Origin of the sequence: Candidatus Lokiarchaeum ossiferum (assembly GCA_025839675.1) — an archaeon.
Taxonomy (GTDB): Archaea; Asgardarchaeota; Lokiarchaeia; order Sigyniarchaeales; family Promethearchaeaceae; genus Lokiarchaeum; species Lokiarchaeum ossiferum.
Genome location: CP104013.1, coordinates 5,324,142 through 5,343,247 on the forward strand (window position 1 = coordinate 5,324,142; position 19,106 = coordinate 5,343,247).

Annotated in this window: 16 protein-coding genes; 12 read left to right on the top strand and 4 right to left on the bottom strand. The window is 32.7% G+C overall.

The features are described 5' to 3' along the window. Positions 1-239: 239 nt before the first annotated feature. Complete coding sequence (locus NEF87_RS22655) at positions 240-1,295, top strand: hypothetical protein (RefSeq protein ID WP_457917621.1); 1,056 nt, start codon at positions 240-242, stop codon at positions 1,293-1,295. A 243-nt stretch (positions 1,296-1,538) separates the two neighbouring features. Beyond that, positions 1,539-2,459 carry a hypothetical protein gene (locus NEF87_RS22660; RefSeq protein ID WP_457917622.1) on the top strand — a complete coding sequence of 307 codons (921 nt, stop codon included), beginning with the start codon at positions 1,539-1,541 and terminating at the stop codon, positions 2,457-2,459. A 6-nt stretch (positions 2,460-2,465) separates the two neighbouring features. Here the strand turns inward: NEF87_RS22660 and NEF87_RS22665 are convergent, their stop codons facing one another. Then, positions 2,466-3,815, bottom strand: a complete 1,350-nt coding sequence (locus NEF87_RS22665; RefSeq protein ID WP_457917623.1) for a pyridoxal-phosphate dependent enzyme — start codon at positions 3,813-3,815, stop codon at positions 2,466-2,468. 135 nt (positions 3,816-3,950) lie between these two features. On the opposite strand from NEF87_RS22665, the gene NEF87_RS22670 reads away from it, so the two are divergent. Genes NEF87_RS22670 through NEF87_RS22680 form a run of 3 tightly spaced genes read left to right on the top strand, consistent with a single transcriptional unit; the run spans position 3,951 to position 6,113 of the window. Next, positions 3,951-4,445, top strand: coding sequence for a hypothetical protein (locus tag NEF87_RS22670; protein ID WP_371803794.1), 495 nt, complete (start codon positions 3,951-3,953; stop codon positions 4,443-4,445). Next, positions 4,438-5,886, top strand: a complete 1,449-nt coding sequence (locus NEF87_RS22675; protein ID WP_457917624.1) for a hypothetical protein — start codon at positions 4,438-4,440, stop codon at positions 5,884-5,886. The genes NEF87_RS22670 and NEF87_RS22675 overlap by 8 nt, the downstream gene beginning before the upstream one ends. A 53-nt stretch (positions 5,887-5,939) precedes the next feature. Continuing rightward, positions 5,940-6,113: a hypothetical protein gene (locus NEF87_RS22680; RefSeq protein ID WP_371803796.1), complete on the top strand. Its 174-nt coding sequence runs from the start codon at positions 5,940-5,942 to the stop codon at positions 6,111-6,113. A gap of 40 nt (positions 6,114-6,153) precedes the next feature. On the opposite strand, the gene NEF87_RS22685 is transcribed toward NEF87_RS22680, so the two are convergent. Next, a complete protein-coding gene (locus NEF87_RS22685; RefSeq protein WP_457917625.1) occupies positions 6,154-7,104 on the bottom strand; it encodes a hypothetical protein in 951 nt (316 codons plus the stop codon). A gap of 98 nt (positions 7,105-7,202) precedes the next feature. On the opposite strand from NEF87_RS22685, the gene NEF87_RS22690 reads away from it, so the two are divergent. The 6 genes from NEF87_RS22690 (at position 7,203) to NEF87_RS22715 (ending at position 15,862) form a co-directional block, all read left to right on the top strand. Continuing rightward, entirely contained in the window at positions 7,203-9,230 is a 2,028-nt protein-coding gene (locus tag NEF87_RS22690) for a helicase C-terminal domain-containing protein (RefSeq protein ID WP_371803798.1), read from the top strand. A 102-nt stretch (positions 9,231-9,332) separates the two neighbouring features. Continuing rightward, a complete protein-coding gene (locus tag NEF87_RS22695) occupies positions 9,333-11,165 on the top strand; it encodes a glycosyltransferase (RefSeq protein WP_457917626.1) in 1,833 nt (610 codons plus the stop codon). Between the two features lie 30 nt (positions 11,166-11,195). Beyond that, the gene (locus tag NEF87_RS22700; protein WP_371803800.1) at positions 11,196-12,008 is read left to right on the top strand and encodes a proteasome assembly chaperone family protein; all 813 of its coding nucleotides are present in this window, start codon (positions 11,196-11,198) and stop codon (positions 12,006-12,008) included. Positions 12,009-12,160: 152 nt separating this feature from the next. Then, complete coding sequence (locus tag NEF87_RS22705; protein ID WP_371803801.1) at positions 12,161-12,451, top strand: 50S ribosomal protein L35ae; 291 nt, start codon at positions 12,161-12,163, stop codon at positions 12,449-12,451. 469 nt (positions 12,452-12,920) lie between these two features. Continuing rightward, complete coding sequence (locus NEF87_RS22710) at positions 12,921-14,813, top strand: hypothetical protein (RefSeq protein WP_371803802.1); 1,893 nt, start codon at positions 12,921-12,923, stop codon at positions 14,811-14,813. Positions 14,814-14,977: 164 nt separating this feature from the next. Then, the gene (locus tag NEF87_RS22715) at positions 14,978-15,862 is read left to right on the top strand and encodes an SDR family oxidoreductase (protein WP_457917627.1); all 885 of its coding nucleotides are present in this window, start codon (positions 14,978-14,980) and stop codon (positions 15,860-15,862) included. A 219-nt stretch (positions 15,863-16,081) separates the two neighbouring features. Here the strand turns inward: NEF87_RS22715 and NEF87_RS22720 are convergent, their stop codons facing one another. After that, positions 16,082-16,837: a hypothetical protein gene (locus NEF87_RS22720; RefSeq protein ID WP_457917628.1), complete on the bottom strand. Its 756-nt coding sequence runs from the start codon at positions 16,835-16,837 to the stop codon at positions 16,082-16,084. Positions 16,838-17,059: 222 nt separating this feature from the next. Between NEF87_RS22720 and NEF87_RS22725 the strand changes: the two genes are divergently transcribed. Then, positions 17,060-17,902: a radical SAM protein gene (locus NEF87_RS22725; RefSeq protein WP_457917629.1), complete on the top strand. Its 843-nt coding sequence runs from the start codon at positions 17,060-17,062 to the stop codon at positions 17,900-17,902. A gap of 523 nt (positions 17,903-18,425) precedes the next feature. On the opposite strand, the gene NEF87_RS22730 is transcribed toward NEF87_RS22725, so the two are convergent. Continuing rightward, entirely contained in the window at positions 18,426-19,076 is a 651-nt protein-coding gene (locus NEF87_RS22730; RefSeq protein ID WP_371803814.1) for a Snf7 family protein, read from the bottom strand. Positions 19,077-19,106: the final 30 nt, after the last annotated feature.

The window sequence follows — 19,106 nt, forward strand, 5'->3', positions numbered from 1 at the left end:
TCGTTGCATGATTTTTTATTACATAAAAGTCATTTTTTTTACTTTAAATTATAGATACAGTACATGTTCAACAAGAGAAAATTGCCCCTTTTTTGAAGAAAAATTAATGCAAATTGTTTGAAATTGGTCCAATTAATATTATTCTTGATGAAAAGTAAAGTATAGTTACTTTTATTTTAAAAAGAACCTTAATCTTTTTAAATAACAATTCAAAAACAAACAGAAATGAGGTTCTTCCGTTGCATAATTTATATACTCTTAACGTTAAGTCAGATAAAATTCAAAAAGTCCATTATAATGTTGTCTATAAAAAGATCAATATGCTCCATGCCTATTATTCCGATTTGATCCAATCTGTAATGATTTACCAAAATTCTCACAATCAGGTATATATCGAAGCTGAAAATGAAAAAGGGGTCACACAATTGACTGGTAAGATGGTCGCTATTGACAATGAGTCCATTCATAACGAAAACATTGACACAATTATTTCTAAATTTGAAAATTTTTCTATTTATAAGATTTCAACAGGATTTCCTGAAGAAGAAATTAAAATTTATGGCAATACTAATTTAAAAACTGAAATATTACACATTTTTGAATCTGATGCAGATGTGGTGACTATTGGGATGGTAGACCCGTCCAATGAGTGTGATTTTGTGATTATATCCATTTTTTCTACCGATTCTCAAGTTCTATCTATGTTTGATTATAATTTTGAATTTCCAGAATTATTCCAACCCAATAGCAATGTTGATTTAGGTGAAAAAGAACTAAAACCGGATTTACTCGCTCAAAATGATCAGATTATCCGAACCGAATTAAAGAAGGAGAAAAAAGAAGATTCTAACTCGCGAAAAACTAAAAAACCAAAAAAATCTACAAAAACCCTTAAACTCCAATCCAATCAAGTGAAAAGCGAATCAAATTTAGATAAAAAGTCGGAAACTAATATTGTCCAGAAACCTGAGGTAAAATTACTCAATGCTGATACAACACCGCGATCTGTTGTGGAGCAAACAATTCCAATTTCTTCTTCTATGGTAATTTTAAAACAATTTTCTTCAAAAATGCAATCTAAGGCTATTGAAATTGAAACATGGAAAGAAAAAGTTCATCATCAAAAATTGAAAAATGAAAAGTTGATAAAAAACCTTCAATCTGAAAAATTAAATAATAAAAAACTCAAGCGAACCTTAAACGAAAAAGAGAAAGAATTACTAACTGTTTCAGCACAGTTGAAAGAGCTGCAAGATGAAATTCTTCATCTTCATGATCTGATGCAATTGGAATGATCTATTTTTATCACTTTATTTTCTTTTTTTAAACTTAAAAATCACGTATTTATGGGTAATTGACACCCATTTCCTTGCCAATTTTGTGTAAAGATCCCTATTTTTGCTGGAATCCACGCAAAGTTTAAATAAGGGAAAATTAATTTACAAAAAATCCATGTATTTAAAATGGAGAAAATCTTTGGAAGATTACTACTAGAAATAACCTAAAAATCATTAGATTTATATTGGATGTATTGTAAGATGTCAAATTTATTCATTATGGATGTTAAAAGTGATGTTACGAAAGTTTTGAATCATCTAACTTATAACAAATTAAAAATATTAGATCCGTTTTTTACTCAGTCGATTAAAGCTGTTTTTTCAACAGATATTTCTATGAATTCAATTTTAATTGAAACTCAGAAAAAATCGGAAGCATTAAGGATAACTAAAAAAATTGTCTCAATTGATTCCACATCCATCAAGGTTTATGAAAATGAAGGGGGGTTGTCGAACATTGAGAATTATTGTGTATATAATATTTCTACGGGATTTCCGGAAGAAGAGGATTTAAATCTTGTTGGTTCGATTAATCTGAAAAATTTAATCACACATTTATTTTCAATGGGGCAAGAAGTGGTGAGAATTGGCCTTTGGGATTCGGAAAGTGATGAAGAAAATTATGCTTCCTTAGTCATTTTTTCTCCTGAATCAGTTCTTTTAGAAAATTTTGACTACGAATTCGAATTTCAGGATGAAGAAGAACATGAATCTGAAGAAGTCCTGGAAGTGGATGAAGATCTTGATGTGGAGGATGAAATTGAAATGGATGCCGAAATTGAAGCAGATGACGAACCGCTAAAAGATGATAATTCTGTAGATGAAGTCCAATCCTTAATAAAAGATGTCAATATTCGGGAAAAAAAAAAAAATGAGCCCCAGGAAATATCTTCATTAGCGCATGCCCAATCATTACTCGCTTCTTTGGAAAATCGCTATGAAAATTTACAGTTAGATTATGAATCAAACAATCGCGAAAATGCTCGATTAACTCAAAAATGTAAAGATTATGAACAAGAAATAATTAAAATTACTGATGAGTTAAAAATTTCTCAAGATCAATTGCAGAAGTTGCAAAATGCAATAAATACTCTCATAAATCTCTCACAAATTGAAAAATAATTTTAATTATTTACCTAAATCTATCAAATCCCTCATTTTTTCTAACATTTCTTGCCCTTTGTTTGTTAATATATATAATGCTTTTTTTTGGTCTGGAATGGTATCAATAATCAATCCATCCTCAACAAGATTGTTGATATGTTGGTAAATTGACTGTAATGATTTCTTTTTACCCAAAGCTCCCCAAATTGCATAACCATGATTTGCTTTTTTTTCTGCTACTAAATTTAGAATTTCAAATCTTTGGGTTGAGAACTCAGAAATACCCCACACTACCTTTTTTATATCCCTCATTTGTGATGCAAAAACATTTAGAGCATTTAATCCAGAACCGGTTAAAATTGCCACAGAAGTCTTTGGATCAATTTGTTCTTTCTGTATAAGAGATTTTGCTGCCGAAATTACTGATGCGGAAGCTGGTTCAATAAACAATCCTTCATATTTGGCAAGATCTAAGGCATCCTTTGTCATTTCGGAAGCGTCTATTTGTAATTCTTCTCCTTCTGTAAGTTTTAAAATAGAATTGACTTCATTAATCAAGAATGGATTTTCCAATTTAAGCGATTCCGCTAAAAATGCTCCATCGCTTTTTTTGAGAGAGACTGCAAATATTTTTGGAATTTTACTTATCCATTTTGAAGCCAGGGCATCTTGAAATCCTCTGTAAATTGACAATATCAAGGTTCCCGAACCTCGAGGTACAATAATACTCTCGATATTTTTCATTTGGAGAATTAATTCTAAAGCGATTGTCTTTTGTCCCTCGATTGTGAGTAAATTATTATTTGGGGTGGGGAAGTAACTCTTTTTTGATAAAGTTAATTCATTGGCCAAAGAAATGGCTTCATCGAGATTTTTCCCTGCTTGAATCACTTCAGATCCATAAACTTTGATTTGTTCAATTTTGGCTAAATCCATCTGTTTGGGTAAAATGTTAGTGGAAGAAATCTGTCCTTTTGCACTATATGCCGCTAGGCTTATACCAAATGATCCTGTGCTTGCAGAAATGATTTTTGAAAAATTTTTTGATAGAATATCTGAAGTGATTAGGGCACTCGCACGATCACGAAATGAACCCGTTGGATTCCTAAATTCAAGTTTTAGATTTAAGTTTTTTAAATTTTCCATATTCTGAATTGGGATAACTGGAGTATTTCCCTCAAAAAGGGTGATTTGCTGTTCATATTTGGGTAAAAAAGGGATCAAAGACCACATTGATTTTAGTTCAATTTTTTCAATAGGAGGGCCGGTAATCGGATGAATAAAGATCAAATTATTGCAATTCGGACACCAAAGGTATGGCACCTCAAATTCTTGGTTGCATTTATTACAAAAAGGTTTATTCTTCCATTTCATCTTTAATTCCCTTATCTATTTCTATTTTGTTTTAAATCATATTTTACTTTTCCCACTTTTTCATTGTAATTATTATGAAATCAATTAAATTTTATTAAAGCTTAATCCATACCACATATAGAGAGCCTAAGAAGAATGACAGAAAACAAAGAAAATACTCGCTATTCCCTTCTATCTCAGAAAATGGGGTTTAATCAAATGAGAAATTCCCTTTATTGGCTTCAAAGATATATGAAGCGTTTCAATGTTTCTCAAGATGAGTTGGAACGGCGATACTTAGAGATGGGCAAAAATATTGGTGCAAGCTTTATAAAAGAGATTGCTCCGCAATCTAAAGAATTAAAAAATTTATTCCGAGAACTTTACAATTTGACTTTAAGTAGTAAAGTTAAAGTTTTACAAGAAGGAAATGTCTACACTATTCAAGATACTAAATGTGCTTTATGTAAGTATCAATATGATGATATTGATTTAGCAGGATGTACGATAGAGATTGGGATGATTTCTGAAATGTTGGAAAGATTAGGTTATAATGTTATTGATAGTGCTGTCATTGAAAGTAAAACTTATGGGCATAAATCTTGTATCCATCAGTATACTGCCAACAAAGTGGGGTTTTTACATGAGTAGTACTTTTAAGTGGATTGCCATCAAAGCTGGAACATTATTGGGTCGAAATGTACCCTCCTTATTCTATCAGTTAATTTATCGAGAAATCTATCGGGAAATATTCGATTTGACTAAAAATGGGAAACAAACAATTGAGGATTCATATAAATTAGGATACGTATCCGCTCAAGAAAGTGCAGAACGCCAATTGGCCGTTTTCCGTATGTTTCCTTCTGATCCTATCAAAGTTTTGGAATATGTTCCATTAATGTGGCAAATTTATTTTGGTCAGCCTATGGGTGATTATACCACTGAATGGGATCACTCAGATCCAATTCGCCCCATATTAACCTATAAAATAAAAAATGATCCCATGACTTTTGATATGGGAAAAGACCCATTGCGGGATAATCTTCCATGGGATAAATTATGGTATGGAGAAAATGGCTATGGTGCATTAATGTCGGGATTACTTACTCAAGTAAGTAGTTTTGTTTTAAAAGTTAAAGGTAGGGATGAACGGATTACTTTAATTAACAGTAGTAATGCTCTCCATGGTGATACCCATTTTGAATTTCGTTGTCAAGTATTACCAACTGAAGATGAACTCCCTGATTTTACTTTTAACCATATTTCTGCTTCCAACTCACGTTCAAATGCTTCAGATTCTGCAGAAATAAAGAAAAATAATGAAATATGGGCAAAAATTACCGAAAATATTGATCTTGATAAATTGGATAATATGATGGAATCTCCAGAAGGATTGCTCCGTGTTCCGTTATCCAATGCCATAGAAAAAATATCTAAGATGCCTTCGGTAGAATTTTTGGATCATTTCACGAATGATGAAGAAAAAATAATTCAAATACTTGGGTTTATCGGAATTCATTTATCAAATGAATGGGGACAATTACCAGAGACATTCTTTAAAAATAAGAGTTTTGCGAAAGTTTATGCTCATATTTTTCTATTCATGAAAAATAATGCCGAAAAATTTATTCCCGTTAATATTATTGGTGAATTTAAAGGATATTTGAGTGCCGTATTTGAAGGAATGGCACCAGAAACCTTTGTTACTAATTTACAGAATATTCCAGAGAAAAAAGTGCTCGATCTTTTCTTCTTAGGTGTAGAGAAAGCATTGAAGGATTTAGGAATTGATTTTTCAACTTTGAAACCTTCTCTTTATGAAGAGTTCAAGACGCATAATGTAAAAGAATCTGAGAAAAGTGCTTATGACCAGGGACAGCAAGAAAAAAAGGATCTTCTTATAGCTCAATTAGTTGATCAGATGATGATTATTTCTACTGCAATCCTAAGCATTCCTTCACAAATGGCTATGGTGCTTATTTATAAAGTTATTTCAAGTTCTGGTAGTCTTTTCAGTTCTTTATTCAAAACGATCCGAGATAGTGGGCAACAGATAATTGAACTATCGGATAAATTGAAAGAATTCAATTAATTCTTAAACCTAAATTAGAAAAATTTAATTTTTTTCATTTCTTTTTAAAAAACATGTCAGAAGAATTTACTTTTTATGAAGTAGATATCCAAGAAAAGCGTCAATTACCTTATACGATTACTGTAGAAAAGGTTGAAGGGGACATAATTTTTACCCATAACCAATGGGGAAACTCTGTGCGATACCAGAAAGTCGATGATGATTACGAAATTTTGATCGACGAGTAATCGCAAACAATATCTTAATTGTTTTTTTTCTAATCGGTATTTAAATTTTAAAACTTTTCAATCCATGTATAATTGTGGCTTTTTCCGATGAATTTAGCATTGTTTGATTGCGTTCTAATTGTTTTACAATATTTTTATAATAAGTTTTGAATTTTTTAATGATCAACCACTCTATAGTGCCTGCGAGGAATGGAAATAAACCCATCACAATGTAGATAAGGCCTGAAAAATAAACTTGCAATACTTCTGCATCATTATCGATAGGAAAGCTTATATTTACTCTCCATAATCCCCGTAAACCTGCAGTTAAGAATATGAACAGGCTGTCAATCACAGTTATTGCCAATATTATGAACCACCCAATAATTAGAATCATCTCATACCGTTTTCTGTTTTTTGTACTAAAGGTTGCAATAATAATATCCGGGGCTTTCGATTGGGCATGGTCGGAATTATCTAACATTATTTGATGCTGAATTTTAGTGCTAGAACCACTAATTGAAAACCATATTACCCAAAACCATGTCAAGCAATATATTAAAATCACAGGCAAAATGAAAAAATGCGCATAATTATCCATCAATTGGGGGTGAATCTTTGCATCCAATCCTAAAATTAAGAGGATTATTATTTGTGAAAGGGAAGATACCAAGAAAATATACCACAATAACTTTTCAGAACTTAACGGATTGATGGAAACGCAATCAGTTCTTGGTTGAGTTGATACCTTAAAAATCCAAAGTATACAGAAAAAAATGGTGCCAAACCAAGTAATTATTGGAAACAAAAACAATTGGGGAGAAGTCCAACCTTCAATATAGATTAAAACAAGTCCAATTAAATATGGAATTATAGATAAAAGAAATTCCGGTGTATGCCAAAAATTGCTTATTTTGAGTTCTTCATCCCTTAATATTCCATGATCTGGCATCTTTACCTTCTTTGTAGTATCTTTTAATTTTAAAGGTTTGGAAATTACATTTATAAGCATGATTTATTAAGTGGATAAGGGGTACTTCTAAAAAAGATTCAAACTTTTATTAGCTCGCAATAATAAACAGAAATAAAATTTCTAAAACGTGTGAGTTTATGCCCGAAACCGATCCCGACAAAATAGATTCCTTTCTTAAAACTACATCAAAAATCTTAGGTTATCATGATTTTTTTCCCTATGATTCTTATCGTCCAGAACAAGAGCGTGTTATTCAAAATATTTCTGAAGCAATTGCATTGGGAAAAAATGCCATCTTAATCGCATCTAACGGGACTGGGAAAACAATAATGGCTCTTTCTGCTGCTTTACCAATCGCTTTGAATGATAAGAAACGAAAAATTTTATTTTGCTCAAGAACATACACTCAAAATGCCCGAGTTATTCAAGAAACTAAGGAAATAACTCAAAAATTTGCAAAACTGCAAATTCAAGAAACTATTGGGGCTGTAAGTCTGCGGGGTCGAAATGAAATGTGCCCCCATAAAACTCTTCAACGATTACAATTACCTCCTCAAGAATCAATGAGTTTGTGTTCTACTTTACGAAAGAATAAAAAATGTCGTTATTTTAATCAACTATTCAAAAGGAAAAAAACCAAAGGTTTTCAAGATGAAATTGATGCATTGGCAAATATGCCTTTAGATGCTCAAGATTTGATGGATTTTTCTGAGCAAGATGATGTATGTCCTTATTTCCTAAGTAAGATATTATTAGAACATGAGGATATCATTGTGTGTAATTATCAATGGATTTTTGATCCAAATATTCGAGAAAACTTTTTAGAATCGTTGGGTGTGGGATTATCTGATTGTATTATCATTATGGATGAATGTCATAATCTTCCTGAAATGGCCAATGGGATCAATTCTTTCCGCTTAACTCCCTTTGGTTTGCGACAAGCTCTCAAAGATCTTGAAGTTACTCGTGCTAAATTTAAGTTGGTCAACTTTGTTAAAAATTTGCGAAAAATGCTCGAGGTTGTAAAAGATCGTATAACTGATGAGATGGAACTAGATCCCTCTAAATTTATCCAAACAATTTTAAACAAAAACAAATTGGGGTCAGTCCGAGATATTAAAGACATTCTTCTTGATTTGAAAGATTATGGTGACGCTATCGAACAAGAAAAAATTGATCAAGGCCAAGTTCCCCGTAATTTTATTGCTCCAATATGCGAATTTTTTGAAAATTTTCTGGAACGTATTGATGATCCAGCATATTTTGCCTGTATTACTTTAAAAAATACCAGTAAGGGCAAAAGCGTTGCATTAGAATTGAAATGCTTATCTCCACGGTCCATCACAGATGCGATTTTCAAAGAGAGTTTTGCGACTCTATCGCTCTCCGGGACATTACATCCCTTTACCTACACTCATTTATTGGGTTTAAATCATTCTGGGAAAATGCTCAAAATTATTAAAATGAAACCTCCGTTTCCAGAAGAAAATGTAAAGGTTCTTCTCACCGCAGAATTAAATACAAAAGGGGATCAGCGCACAATATCCATGTATCGGGAGATGTTAATTGCTATCAAACCCATATTATTGAATACCCCAAAAAATGTTGGGATATTTTGTGCTTCATATGAAGTAGTCAATGGATTATGGGATAATGGTTTAGAAAGATTAGCTAAAATGTGTAATAAAAAAGCCTTTCGAGAAAAAAATGGGCTAACTGCGAGTGATAATGATATAATCGTGGAACAATTCCGTTCCTATGCAAGTCGCTCTGATTTCAATGGTGCAGTTCTATTAGGGGTAAGTGGGGGACGAAATAGTGAAGGGGAAGATTTTCCAGGAGATCAAATGAATGCTGTGATTATATGTGGGGTTCCCTTTCAACGTCCCACACCTAGTGGAAATGCAAAGATTGCTTATTATGAGAAACTTTTTCCCCGTAAGGGGCGAGTTTTTGGCTATATTGCTCCTGCAATGCAGAGATCTAATCAAGGATGTGGAAGGCCAATCCGTCGAATGACGGATAAAGGGTTGATTGTTTTAATGGATTATCGATTTGGGACTTATTCTCCCTATTTGTCTGATTGGGTCCGTCGTGCCATGGTTAAGGTGCCAAAACACACGGGAATCATTGAACAAGAAGTACAAAAATTTTTTGGCAAATAATTTGTTCTCTAATATTTCATTTTGGACATGTTTTTAAAAATTCACTATCTTGGGACAATTTAGAACTGGTATATTTTTTAAAATTCCTAACATAGTTCTTTTGTGAACAAAAAAAAAATATGGGTTATGGCTTTTGAATATGCCGGGATCGCAAAGTTTGGAGGGTTGGGGGAAGTTTCAGCCAATCAATGCCGTTCTTTAGCCACTGAACCCGAATTAGATTTGGAACTATTCATGCCTTCGCATGGAAAACATCAAAAATTACGAGAAAAATTGCACCTCACACCTCTCAAAGATGAAAAAGGGAATAAATTGATTTTAAAGGGTCGTTTTGATCCTTTATACTTTGGAATTTCAAATAATGATAAAAAATTCACGAAATTATTCCCAGAAATTTTAGAGGACACAGATATTAACCATTTTAAAGCCGAAATTTGGCATGGTGTTCTTGACAATGTTCCTATTAATTTACTCGTTGGCACAAATTCTATTTCATCATACATTTTAAATGATACTGAAATTTATGGCGCTTCGACACTGAATGCGAAGTTAGGCTTGTTTTCTTTAGTAATGCGCGAGTACATGCGTTATACAATTTTCAATCATACAGATTCTATCCCAGATATAATTCATATTCATGATCATCATCCAGTTCCTGCTTTATTATGTTGTAAACAGGAATTGAATTTGGTAGGCAAAGATGTTAGATCAATTATCACCATGCATTTATTAACATGGCCTAGGAGAGATTTAGAATTTTTCTGGAAATGCGGCGTAAATAATGAGTTGATGCTGGTCAAAATTGGAACCCTCCGATTATGGCAAAGAATGAGGGGTATTTTCGCTATTTGTAAAGGAAATGATGATGCCATTCCGACCTTGGAGAAGATTGGATGTGCGATTGCAGATAAGGTAATTGCAGTGAGTGAAAACTTCTTACATTCTGATATTATTCCCAATTGTGGGGGAGATATTATACGTTGGAAATGTGATTTTACATGGAATGGTTGTGATTGGGATTATCAAAAACATCGTTCAATGGTATTTAATCGATTTCAAGAATATTTTGGCTCTAAAACAGAGGAAACAATCAAATCTTGGGATTTGCGTAAAGAATTTCTAACAAAGATATTGGGAAATTTACCTGCGGATGAACCAAGAATTAACAGTTCTGAAGTAAAAGCTGTGATTGCTGAAGAATTTACAGACTTACCATATCATCCTGATGGTTCAGTGGATCCCTTTAAGGAAGATGGGCCTTTAGTGTTAGTTACTGGTCGCGTTTCTCCCCAGAAGGGTATTGAAACAATTTTTTCGGCCATTCCTAAAGTAATTGATGTTATTCCTAATGTTAAATTTCTCTTTTTAATGGTTCCCACTCCTTATTCCATTGATGATCTTCGATCTTATATGGTATTTGCTCGAAAATATCCTAATAATGTTCGCTTCATTTTTGGTATTGCTGGGAGTATTTATTTGTTAGCTCACCTTTCGGCTGATTTATATTGTTGTCCAAGCCGTTGGGAACCATTTGGTATTGTCGCCTTAGAAGCAATGGTTTCTCGCTTACCCATTATTGCTACTTCTGTGGGTGGGTTAAAGGAATCAATCCTACATATCGAAGATCATCCTTCTGATGGAACTGGCATCTTAGTTCCGGTAGAACATAGTGATTATCTCCGATATGGTATTATATCATTATTAAAAACCATGCAAATTGCTGAACAAAAAACAATTACTCCATCTCTTGCTCTTATCGATGTAGCATCACTTATTGAATACATTGTTCACCCAGTTCTCCATTCTCAAGTTAAACAAGATCTTTTATTTGGAGAAAAAATTCGGGATAATGCGTTAAAACGAGTGGAAACCACATTCCGATGGAAGACGGTTTCAATGAAATTAAAGACAGTATATTTAAGTTTGAATTACTAACTGATATTTACTAAAAAATAGATGAACACCATGACACAAAAACTAGAAAAAATTGATCCTACTTGTGTGCCCTTTTTGGAAGGAAAACTTTCACGTATCGTAATTGATGATGCCATTTGTGAAAATTTGAAGTCACAGGAAAAACCTCCTCTGTTTATCATTGGATTTGCTGGAGTTGGCTTAATTGGGACTATTTTGGCCAATGAATTGGTGGAACAATTAAAAATGAAGCAAATAGGCCATGTATTAAGTGAAGATCTGCCTCCAATTACTGTGTTTTATGATGGAGTATTGAAACACCCATTTAGGTTGTATTACCAAGAAAAATTCAATCTTGTTGTATCTTTATGTGAAGTTCCTTTTAATCCAGGGTCATATAGCGACCTTGCTCGCACTTTGATGAATTGGGCTTTGTCACAAGGTATTCAAGATGTTCTATGTGTCCAAGGTATGGCTGATGAATCTATCGCTGTACGTGATACTCCCTCTCCTGTATTTGCTGCTGCTGAAGAAGAAATTTTGGAAAAAATTCTTGCTCATGGAGTTAAACGTCCACCAAAAGGATTGATAATGGGGGCAGAAGCTGCAATTTTAAATGAATGTTTAAATAATCAATTAAATGGAGCTGTTTTTCTTACTCCAGCTAATCCTCATCTTCCTTCTCCAGAAGGTGCTGCATCAATATTAGAAAAAATGTCCGATGTTTATGGCTTTCCAATTAAGTTGGATGGTTTATTGAAGCAGAGTAGCGAAATTAAGCAACGATTACTGGAATTACAAAAGCAAACAAATAATGTTCATTCCCAAAATCTTCCAATAGCTGGTAGAAATATATATAGTTAGTCAAACTAAATGGCAATTTTTTTTTCAAATTTAAGCTTTATCGTTTCCTTTTTTTACCGATTAGCTTTTTTGACTCAAATTCTCGTTTTTATACCTTCGCAATGACAAAATTTAATATAAATGAAGATTTTTCTAACCTAAGGTATTTTAAAATGAGTTCTGAAATTTTATTAGGTCGACAAGGACGTATTGTGAACTATCGCATGTCCAAAAAAATCATTCATCCTCGCTTTTCCATTCTCCAATTCCCTGGAATTGAAACCAGAGAAGATGCAGGTCGGGAATTATTAGGTCACGTAGTTGCTTGGGAAACCCCAACTGGCAAGTCTATCAGAGGAAAGATTACCCGATTACATGGTCGAAACGGTGCAGTTTGTGCCCATTTCAAAGATGGTGGATTACCGGGTCAAGCCTTCGGTACATTTGTTAAAATTATTCGATAATTCTGTCATCTGACACTTTTTTTTCTCCCTCTCTACTTTTATATAGTCATTTGAATCAAGGTGAAATTTAGGTTCATTCGGTTCAAATTAAGTTCTTCCCTTGAAAAAAAAGTTGGAACGAAATAAAAGTCGAGAAGAAGATGAATCATTCCATAAATAGAACGTGATAATATCACCATCCGATGTTTATCTTAGGTGGATCTTTATTATTCATTGGAAATTGGATATCTATGTTAAAATGTCAAAGATGTGGAATAAAAATTTCTTTTGAGCAAGAAGAGAGATTTCAAAGGTTATGTCCAGAGTGTTACAATCAAATTTTCACTCCAGGCAAGTAGGAATCTATTATTATTCAGAAAAAAAACTGAATGTAATATCTCCATATTACTTCTATATTAAACCCCTTTAGATTTTTAGGTAACTAATTCTCTATCTAGACTCTCAAAAACTAGAAAATAGGTTTCATGTTATGCCAATGTATCCCCATGAAGTTTGCCCTCAATGCGGTGAAAATCCAAATATCACTTTCATCTGTGAAGATTGTCACGAAATCTTTTGTGAAGATTGCGTGGTGATAAAAACAGAAGAATTACTTGTGTGCATGCAATGCAATAGTAAAAACGTGAGCGAGGATAAACATGGACATCATTTTTGTCGTGATTGTGGATCCCGGGATATGCGTAATCTGAAAAATTTAATTCCTACTTGTCGAAATTGTGATAGTGGCAATGTAATTCGAATCGAAGACAAACAAGAACAACTCCTTGATGATTATAAATCGATTATTTCCAATACTCGCAGTTTTGTGAATCCTTTTGAAAAAATGGTAGAGCGATTAAATCACTTTAAGTCAAATTTGTTTCAACTCCGCCAAGATTTTCCTCAGTGTCATCATTATCCTAATCTTGAAGCGGATTCGCAACTCCTCTTCAAAATGTTTGAAGCTGCTAAAACTAATCTATATGATCATGTCAATCGATTTTTCCAAGATATTCAGCGAAATATTCATTATATTAATGAAATTCGGGTCACTCATCCGAGTAATTTCACATTTATCATGGAAATTTTGCGTCAGTTCGAAAGAGAGAGAATGAAAGTTGTTGATTTAGCGAATAGTGGGCTTCATCCCTTAGAATCACGTTTAGAACCGATTGAAGAAAAAATCGAATTTATGCAAACTATTCAAGCTCAATTTAATCCTTTTCTTGGGAAATTAAAATTGGAACCTGCAGAAAAAATTGTATTTGGAATAAAATGCAAGCTTTCAACAGGTGTTACTGAGGATAAAGATTTCAATAACAAAAATGGAACCATTCTTATAACTAGCAAGCGTCTCTATTTCTTCCATGAACAAGGGGTCTTTAAAAAGCGAAATGTTTTGCTAATTTCAGTGCAAATCACAGATCTCCAATATGCTGGTGTTAAAGGGAAAATTAACAAGAAAGTATCTTTGGAATTCTTGAATTCAATGTATAAATTTACACTTTCAAAAGAAAATCGGGACGAATTAGTAGAATGGATTAGTAAAGCTCAAGATTTTGAAAGTCAACTCACTCAAGGAGATAATAATTTAAAGATCTTCTCCAAACATAAGATCCACATAAAGGTTTTTCGTGAAGAGTTAGAAAATGCCATATATGAATTGATTGGATTTCACGGGTCACGAAATCATAACTCCGCTGTTTCAACGAGCCATGCTGTGAATGCAAAGATGTATCGCACTACGAATCTTCCCGGACCAACAAAAATGACTCCTCCACAAATTCCTCATCAATATCCTTCTGGAACTTCTTCTTCCTCATTTCAAAATCCTTACTTACCAAATATTCCAGATCTTAAAAAGAAATCGTATGTGAATAATAATTTTGATTCATTCGCTACTCCTGCAGGTCATTTTGGTTACCCTCATGATCGGGGTTCATTAAATGAATATTTTGCAGAACCGGGTGTAATTTCTCCTCAGAGATCAATAGTGCAACCTGTACCGAGATATGGGGGTTATAACAATCCTTCAACAAACCCTCCATTTCACCCTCGAAATTCTTCAAGAAATTCTTATCCTACTCCCCCAACTCCTCGTTTTGGGTCTAATCTAAATAGTCAAACCTCCCTTAATCAATGGTCCGCCCGTGGTTCGGAAGAACTAGAAATTAAGAACGAAATTAACCAGTTGCGCCAAGAAGAGTTTGCTCTCAATCAGACCTTAAAAATGCTTGAACAACGCTATGATGGGGGTTATATTCAAAATGTGGAATTTGTGAAGTCCTATAAAGAATTACAGCGTAAATATTACATGATTTCGAACCGAATTACTCAGTTGCAGCAATATTTACAAGAAAATTTTAGCATGAATCAAAATTGAAGTTTCAATTATGATCATTTTAAATGGAATTGAATCCATCTTTCTTATTTTTAATGAACTTTACTTTCTTTTCATCAATGGTTTGATTTTTAATAGTGGTGAAGTTTTTCCGTTTGGTAAAAATCGATCATATAAAAAATGTTGTCTCCTTTAACTTTATATAAATGAAAATACTTATTACTGGTGCCAATGGGTATGCTGCGAGCAATATAATAACAACGTTAAAGGAAAAGCATACTTTAATTTTAACTTCAAGATCCATTAAACCGAATGATCATGGATTACCAGTTTTTCAATTAAATTTGACCAATAAATTTGCTGTGGATAAGTTTTTAAATCAAATATCTCCTGATATTATCATCCACACTGCCGCAATAACCTCCATAGATTACGCAGAAATTCATCAACAAGAAGCTTATGCTTTGAATGTGGAAGCAGTTGAAGAATTATGCAATTATTGTTCCACCACTACTACATGGTTTATTCATTTCAGTACAGATGCTATTTTTTCCGGAAATAATGCACCTTATTCAGAAAATAGCATTCCTTACCCAATTAATTATTATGGACTGACTAAATTGAATGCTGAGCAAGTTATTCAAAAGAATTCTCACCTTCTTTATACTATTTGTCGTCCATCAGTCATATATGGGTGGAAGATGCCCTATCATCGCGGAAATCTGTTTTACGATTTCTTTACTCATTTGAAGGCAGGTGAAACTATTTATGGCTCTCAAACTCATTACGGAAATCCAACGTATATTGAGGATATTGGGAAATGCGTTGATCAAATTATTGAAAGGAAAGTGCATGGAATTATCCATTCTGTGGGACCTGTCACTTTAAATAAATTTGAGTTCGCTCAATTGATTGCTTTCGTTTTCAAACTTGATCCAACTTTAATTAAACCTCTTTTTAATCATCCCGGGAAGGCACCTCGGTCAAAAAATCTTGTTTTGAATTATAAAAGGTCAATATTGAAGCTTGGAATGACGTTTTCTTCTCCTAAACAAGCATTTGAAGACCTCAAGAATTTTTTAAATGGTTGATCAACTGAACTTATGTAAGATTTTTAAGATCGAACTGGGCTTTCATCAGAAGGTGATACGAAGAGATTGGGGTAAAAATATTACCATTATTGCAAGAAAATCTGAAACTGATCTAATATAGTAAAAAATTTCATATTTTGAATTGAAATTTCGTTTATTAAATTAATAATAGAGTGATTCATCACTTTTCCGTTCTTTTTTTTTTTTTTTTTCTTTCCTTTATAATTGCAATTTATTCAGAATTTCTGATTTGTTTTTATTCTGGATAGTTATGGGGGATGATCGTGTGGTAGTGATCATCCAAAGCATTACGCCAAGTAAATAGGCCCATTCTGAAATTGGCATTAATTTCCCTTGATTAATGAATTGAATAAGAAATATTATTAAAGCAATGTCTAAGAATAAATGAACTAGGCCTGCGAATATCATTTCTAACTTATAATTTTGTGAAAAATTGATATTCAAAATCGAACCTCCGTTGATATCTCGTAGTTTTTTAAGATTCAAGAAGAAATAAATATTTGCCACTAGACAAATTCCCACAAAAGTGATACCGGCAAAAATGCAATGAGGAATTTTAAATTCTGCTGGAAATATTCCAACAAAACTAAAGGTTATGGATGAAATTGATCCTGTAATTAATAGAATTTGAGAAGCAATTGGTGTTCCTACGCACATGATTTGGGATAAATATAATACATGTGGCAGAAAAAGGATACCTGCGCAAATAATGCCTAAATTCCACACTTTTTGACCTCTGGGATTTAATAAAAGTGATCCTTGATCGCTAATTGTATTTTTAAAAATGGAGTAAGGTCTTGAAAAATTGATTTGCGCGTATGTGCAAACAGTAATAATTAAAATTATTATACTAAATACAAAAGCACTATGAATTGTAGGGTTAGTTTTGACTTTTTTAATTACATTTTTGCAATTCAGAAATACCACTGTTTTATTAATTGTTAGACTTTCCATAATTATAATTCTCACAGACTAATTGTCTTATATTATTGAATAGAAAAACTATTCATTTAAACATTATAGTAATTTTCTCCGCAATTTATTCAAGAATAACGAAATATGCAGGTATTATAGTAATTTTCTCCGCAAATTATGATATGAAAAATTAAAAATCATATTCCCTTTTTTTTATTGTATTTTTTTATTTTAAAATTGTGAGTGGATGTTGATCAAATAATGAAAATTGAATTTCGAGAAGCCAAATCAATCATAACCAAGAGTAATATACCTTCAATCGACTACGTCATTAACCCGTACACTGGCTGTCAACATGGTTGCATTTATTGCTATGCTGAATTCATGAAACGGTTTACTAATCACAAAGGGGACACCTGGGGGGAGTTTTTGGATGTCAAAATCTATCCTTGGGAAAAAATCAAACCGAATAAATATGATGGGAAAGAATTGCTTTTGAGTTCTGTGACAGATCCTTATCTCCCCTTGGAAAAACAACATGAAAATACGCGTAAAATATTGACTCATTTAAAGGATACTAATGGGAAAATCTCGATATTAACAAAATCCCAATTGGTTTTACGCGATTTAGATCTATTTAAAAAATTTAAGAATATCGAGGTGGGAGTTTCTTTGAATACTTTAGATAGTAAGTTCGCACGCAAAATTGAACCTTTTGCGTCTCGCCCGATTGATAGATTAAAAGCTTTGGAACAAATTCATCAAGCTGGAATAAAAACCTATGTATTTATATCTCCAATCTTTCCTAAGATCACTAATTTTCAAGAAATTATGGAATATTCGGCAAATTATGCAGATTCTTTCATGTTTGAAAATTTAAATTATCGACCGCATAATGTTGGAAGAATTTATGATATAATTCAAGAGACTCGTCCCGAGCTTCTTGATTTTTATAAGACCCTTCGAAAAGATCAATCCTATTGGGAATTATTAAAAACAGAAATTGAAGTTTATTGTAAACGCCATCAAATTCAAAGCAAAATCGAGTTTCATCATGGTGGATTCACTAAGGATAAGAAAAAGATGAAAATTCCTTCAAAATAATGCTTTATGGCCAATACTATTTTTTGATCAGAGTTGGTTCAACGAAGCATAAAACACCCCTTTTTTCTTAATTTTCTAAATTTGGCCACAATTCAATCGTGTTATCACAGAAAGTAAATACATTTGAAATGATAAACAAATTCATGAAGTGATTACTCCATATCGATAATCTCATGATCTTTTTCAAGTTTATTTGAGAATAAATTTTGCAAAACCAATGTACTAATTGCACGATAATAATATGAAAAATGTATTTATCATTCCATCATTTTATATATTTATCGTCCCTAAGTATCATATTGAGAGTCATTTTCAAAAATAACTGAATGAAAAACCAATGGGACAATTTTTTTTTTTTACTTCGTTTTCATAAGAAATTATTCCAACAAAATCATTATGGTTTTAATTTCGAGAATAGAGTCCAAAATATGCTCCTATTGAACTAATCTCATAAGAAAAAAATCTCTCAAAAAACCAAACGGTAAAGAAGAAAGAATTAAAAAAATGTATTGTTACCAGGAAATTACATATCTAACTCTTTTTTGAGTTTTTCAATTTCATCCTTGAGTTGATCCTTGGATCGTAAATTACTGTCAGGTTCTTCATCATCGTATAACGACATACTTTCTATTCGAGGTTCTGGAGTATCTGGCAATTGACCAGCATCTTCTAGCATGAGTTCAGTTTCCAATTGGGAAAGTTCATCATCAATATCTACACCCATATCCATTTCTGGATCCCCTGCAAATAGTTCACCTGCTTCATTAATTTGGTCGATGCTATCTTCTGCTTCTTCGGTTATTTCTAAAGCTCGCTCAGCATTAACTGTCACTGCAACATCTTTTAATTCAGTTGCGGAAGCTTCCATTGTTCCTGCAACATCTTTTATCACGCCTGCTTGTTCTAAAGCATCAAGATGCCGTTCGCTACGCATGATCATTGCATTATATTGCAATACTTTTTGCTGATATTGCTTGTAACGAATGAGCATTGTCTTTGAGGCTTGCTTATTTCCTGCTTTGAGAAATTTTTTTGCTTTGACTTTGCATAATTGAGCTTTATTCTCATAATCCTTGATTTTGAGGTCTAATTTATGAGTTAACGTCTTAAGACGGGCTTCAGTGGTAAGCTTGTCCTTCTTTTTATCCTTTGGGAAGAGTTTCTTAAATACCATAATTGGTTTCAACTATATTATATTATAATA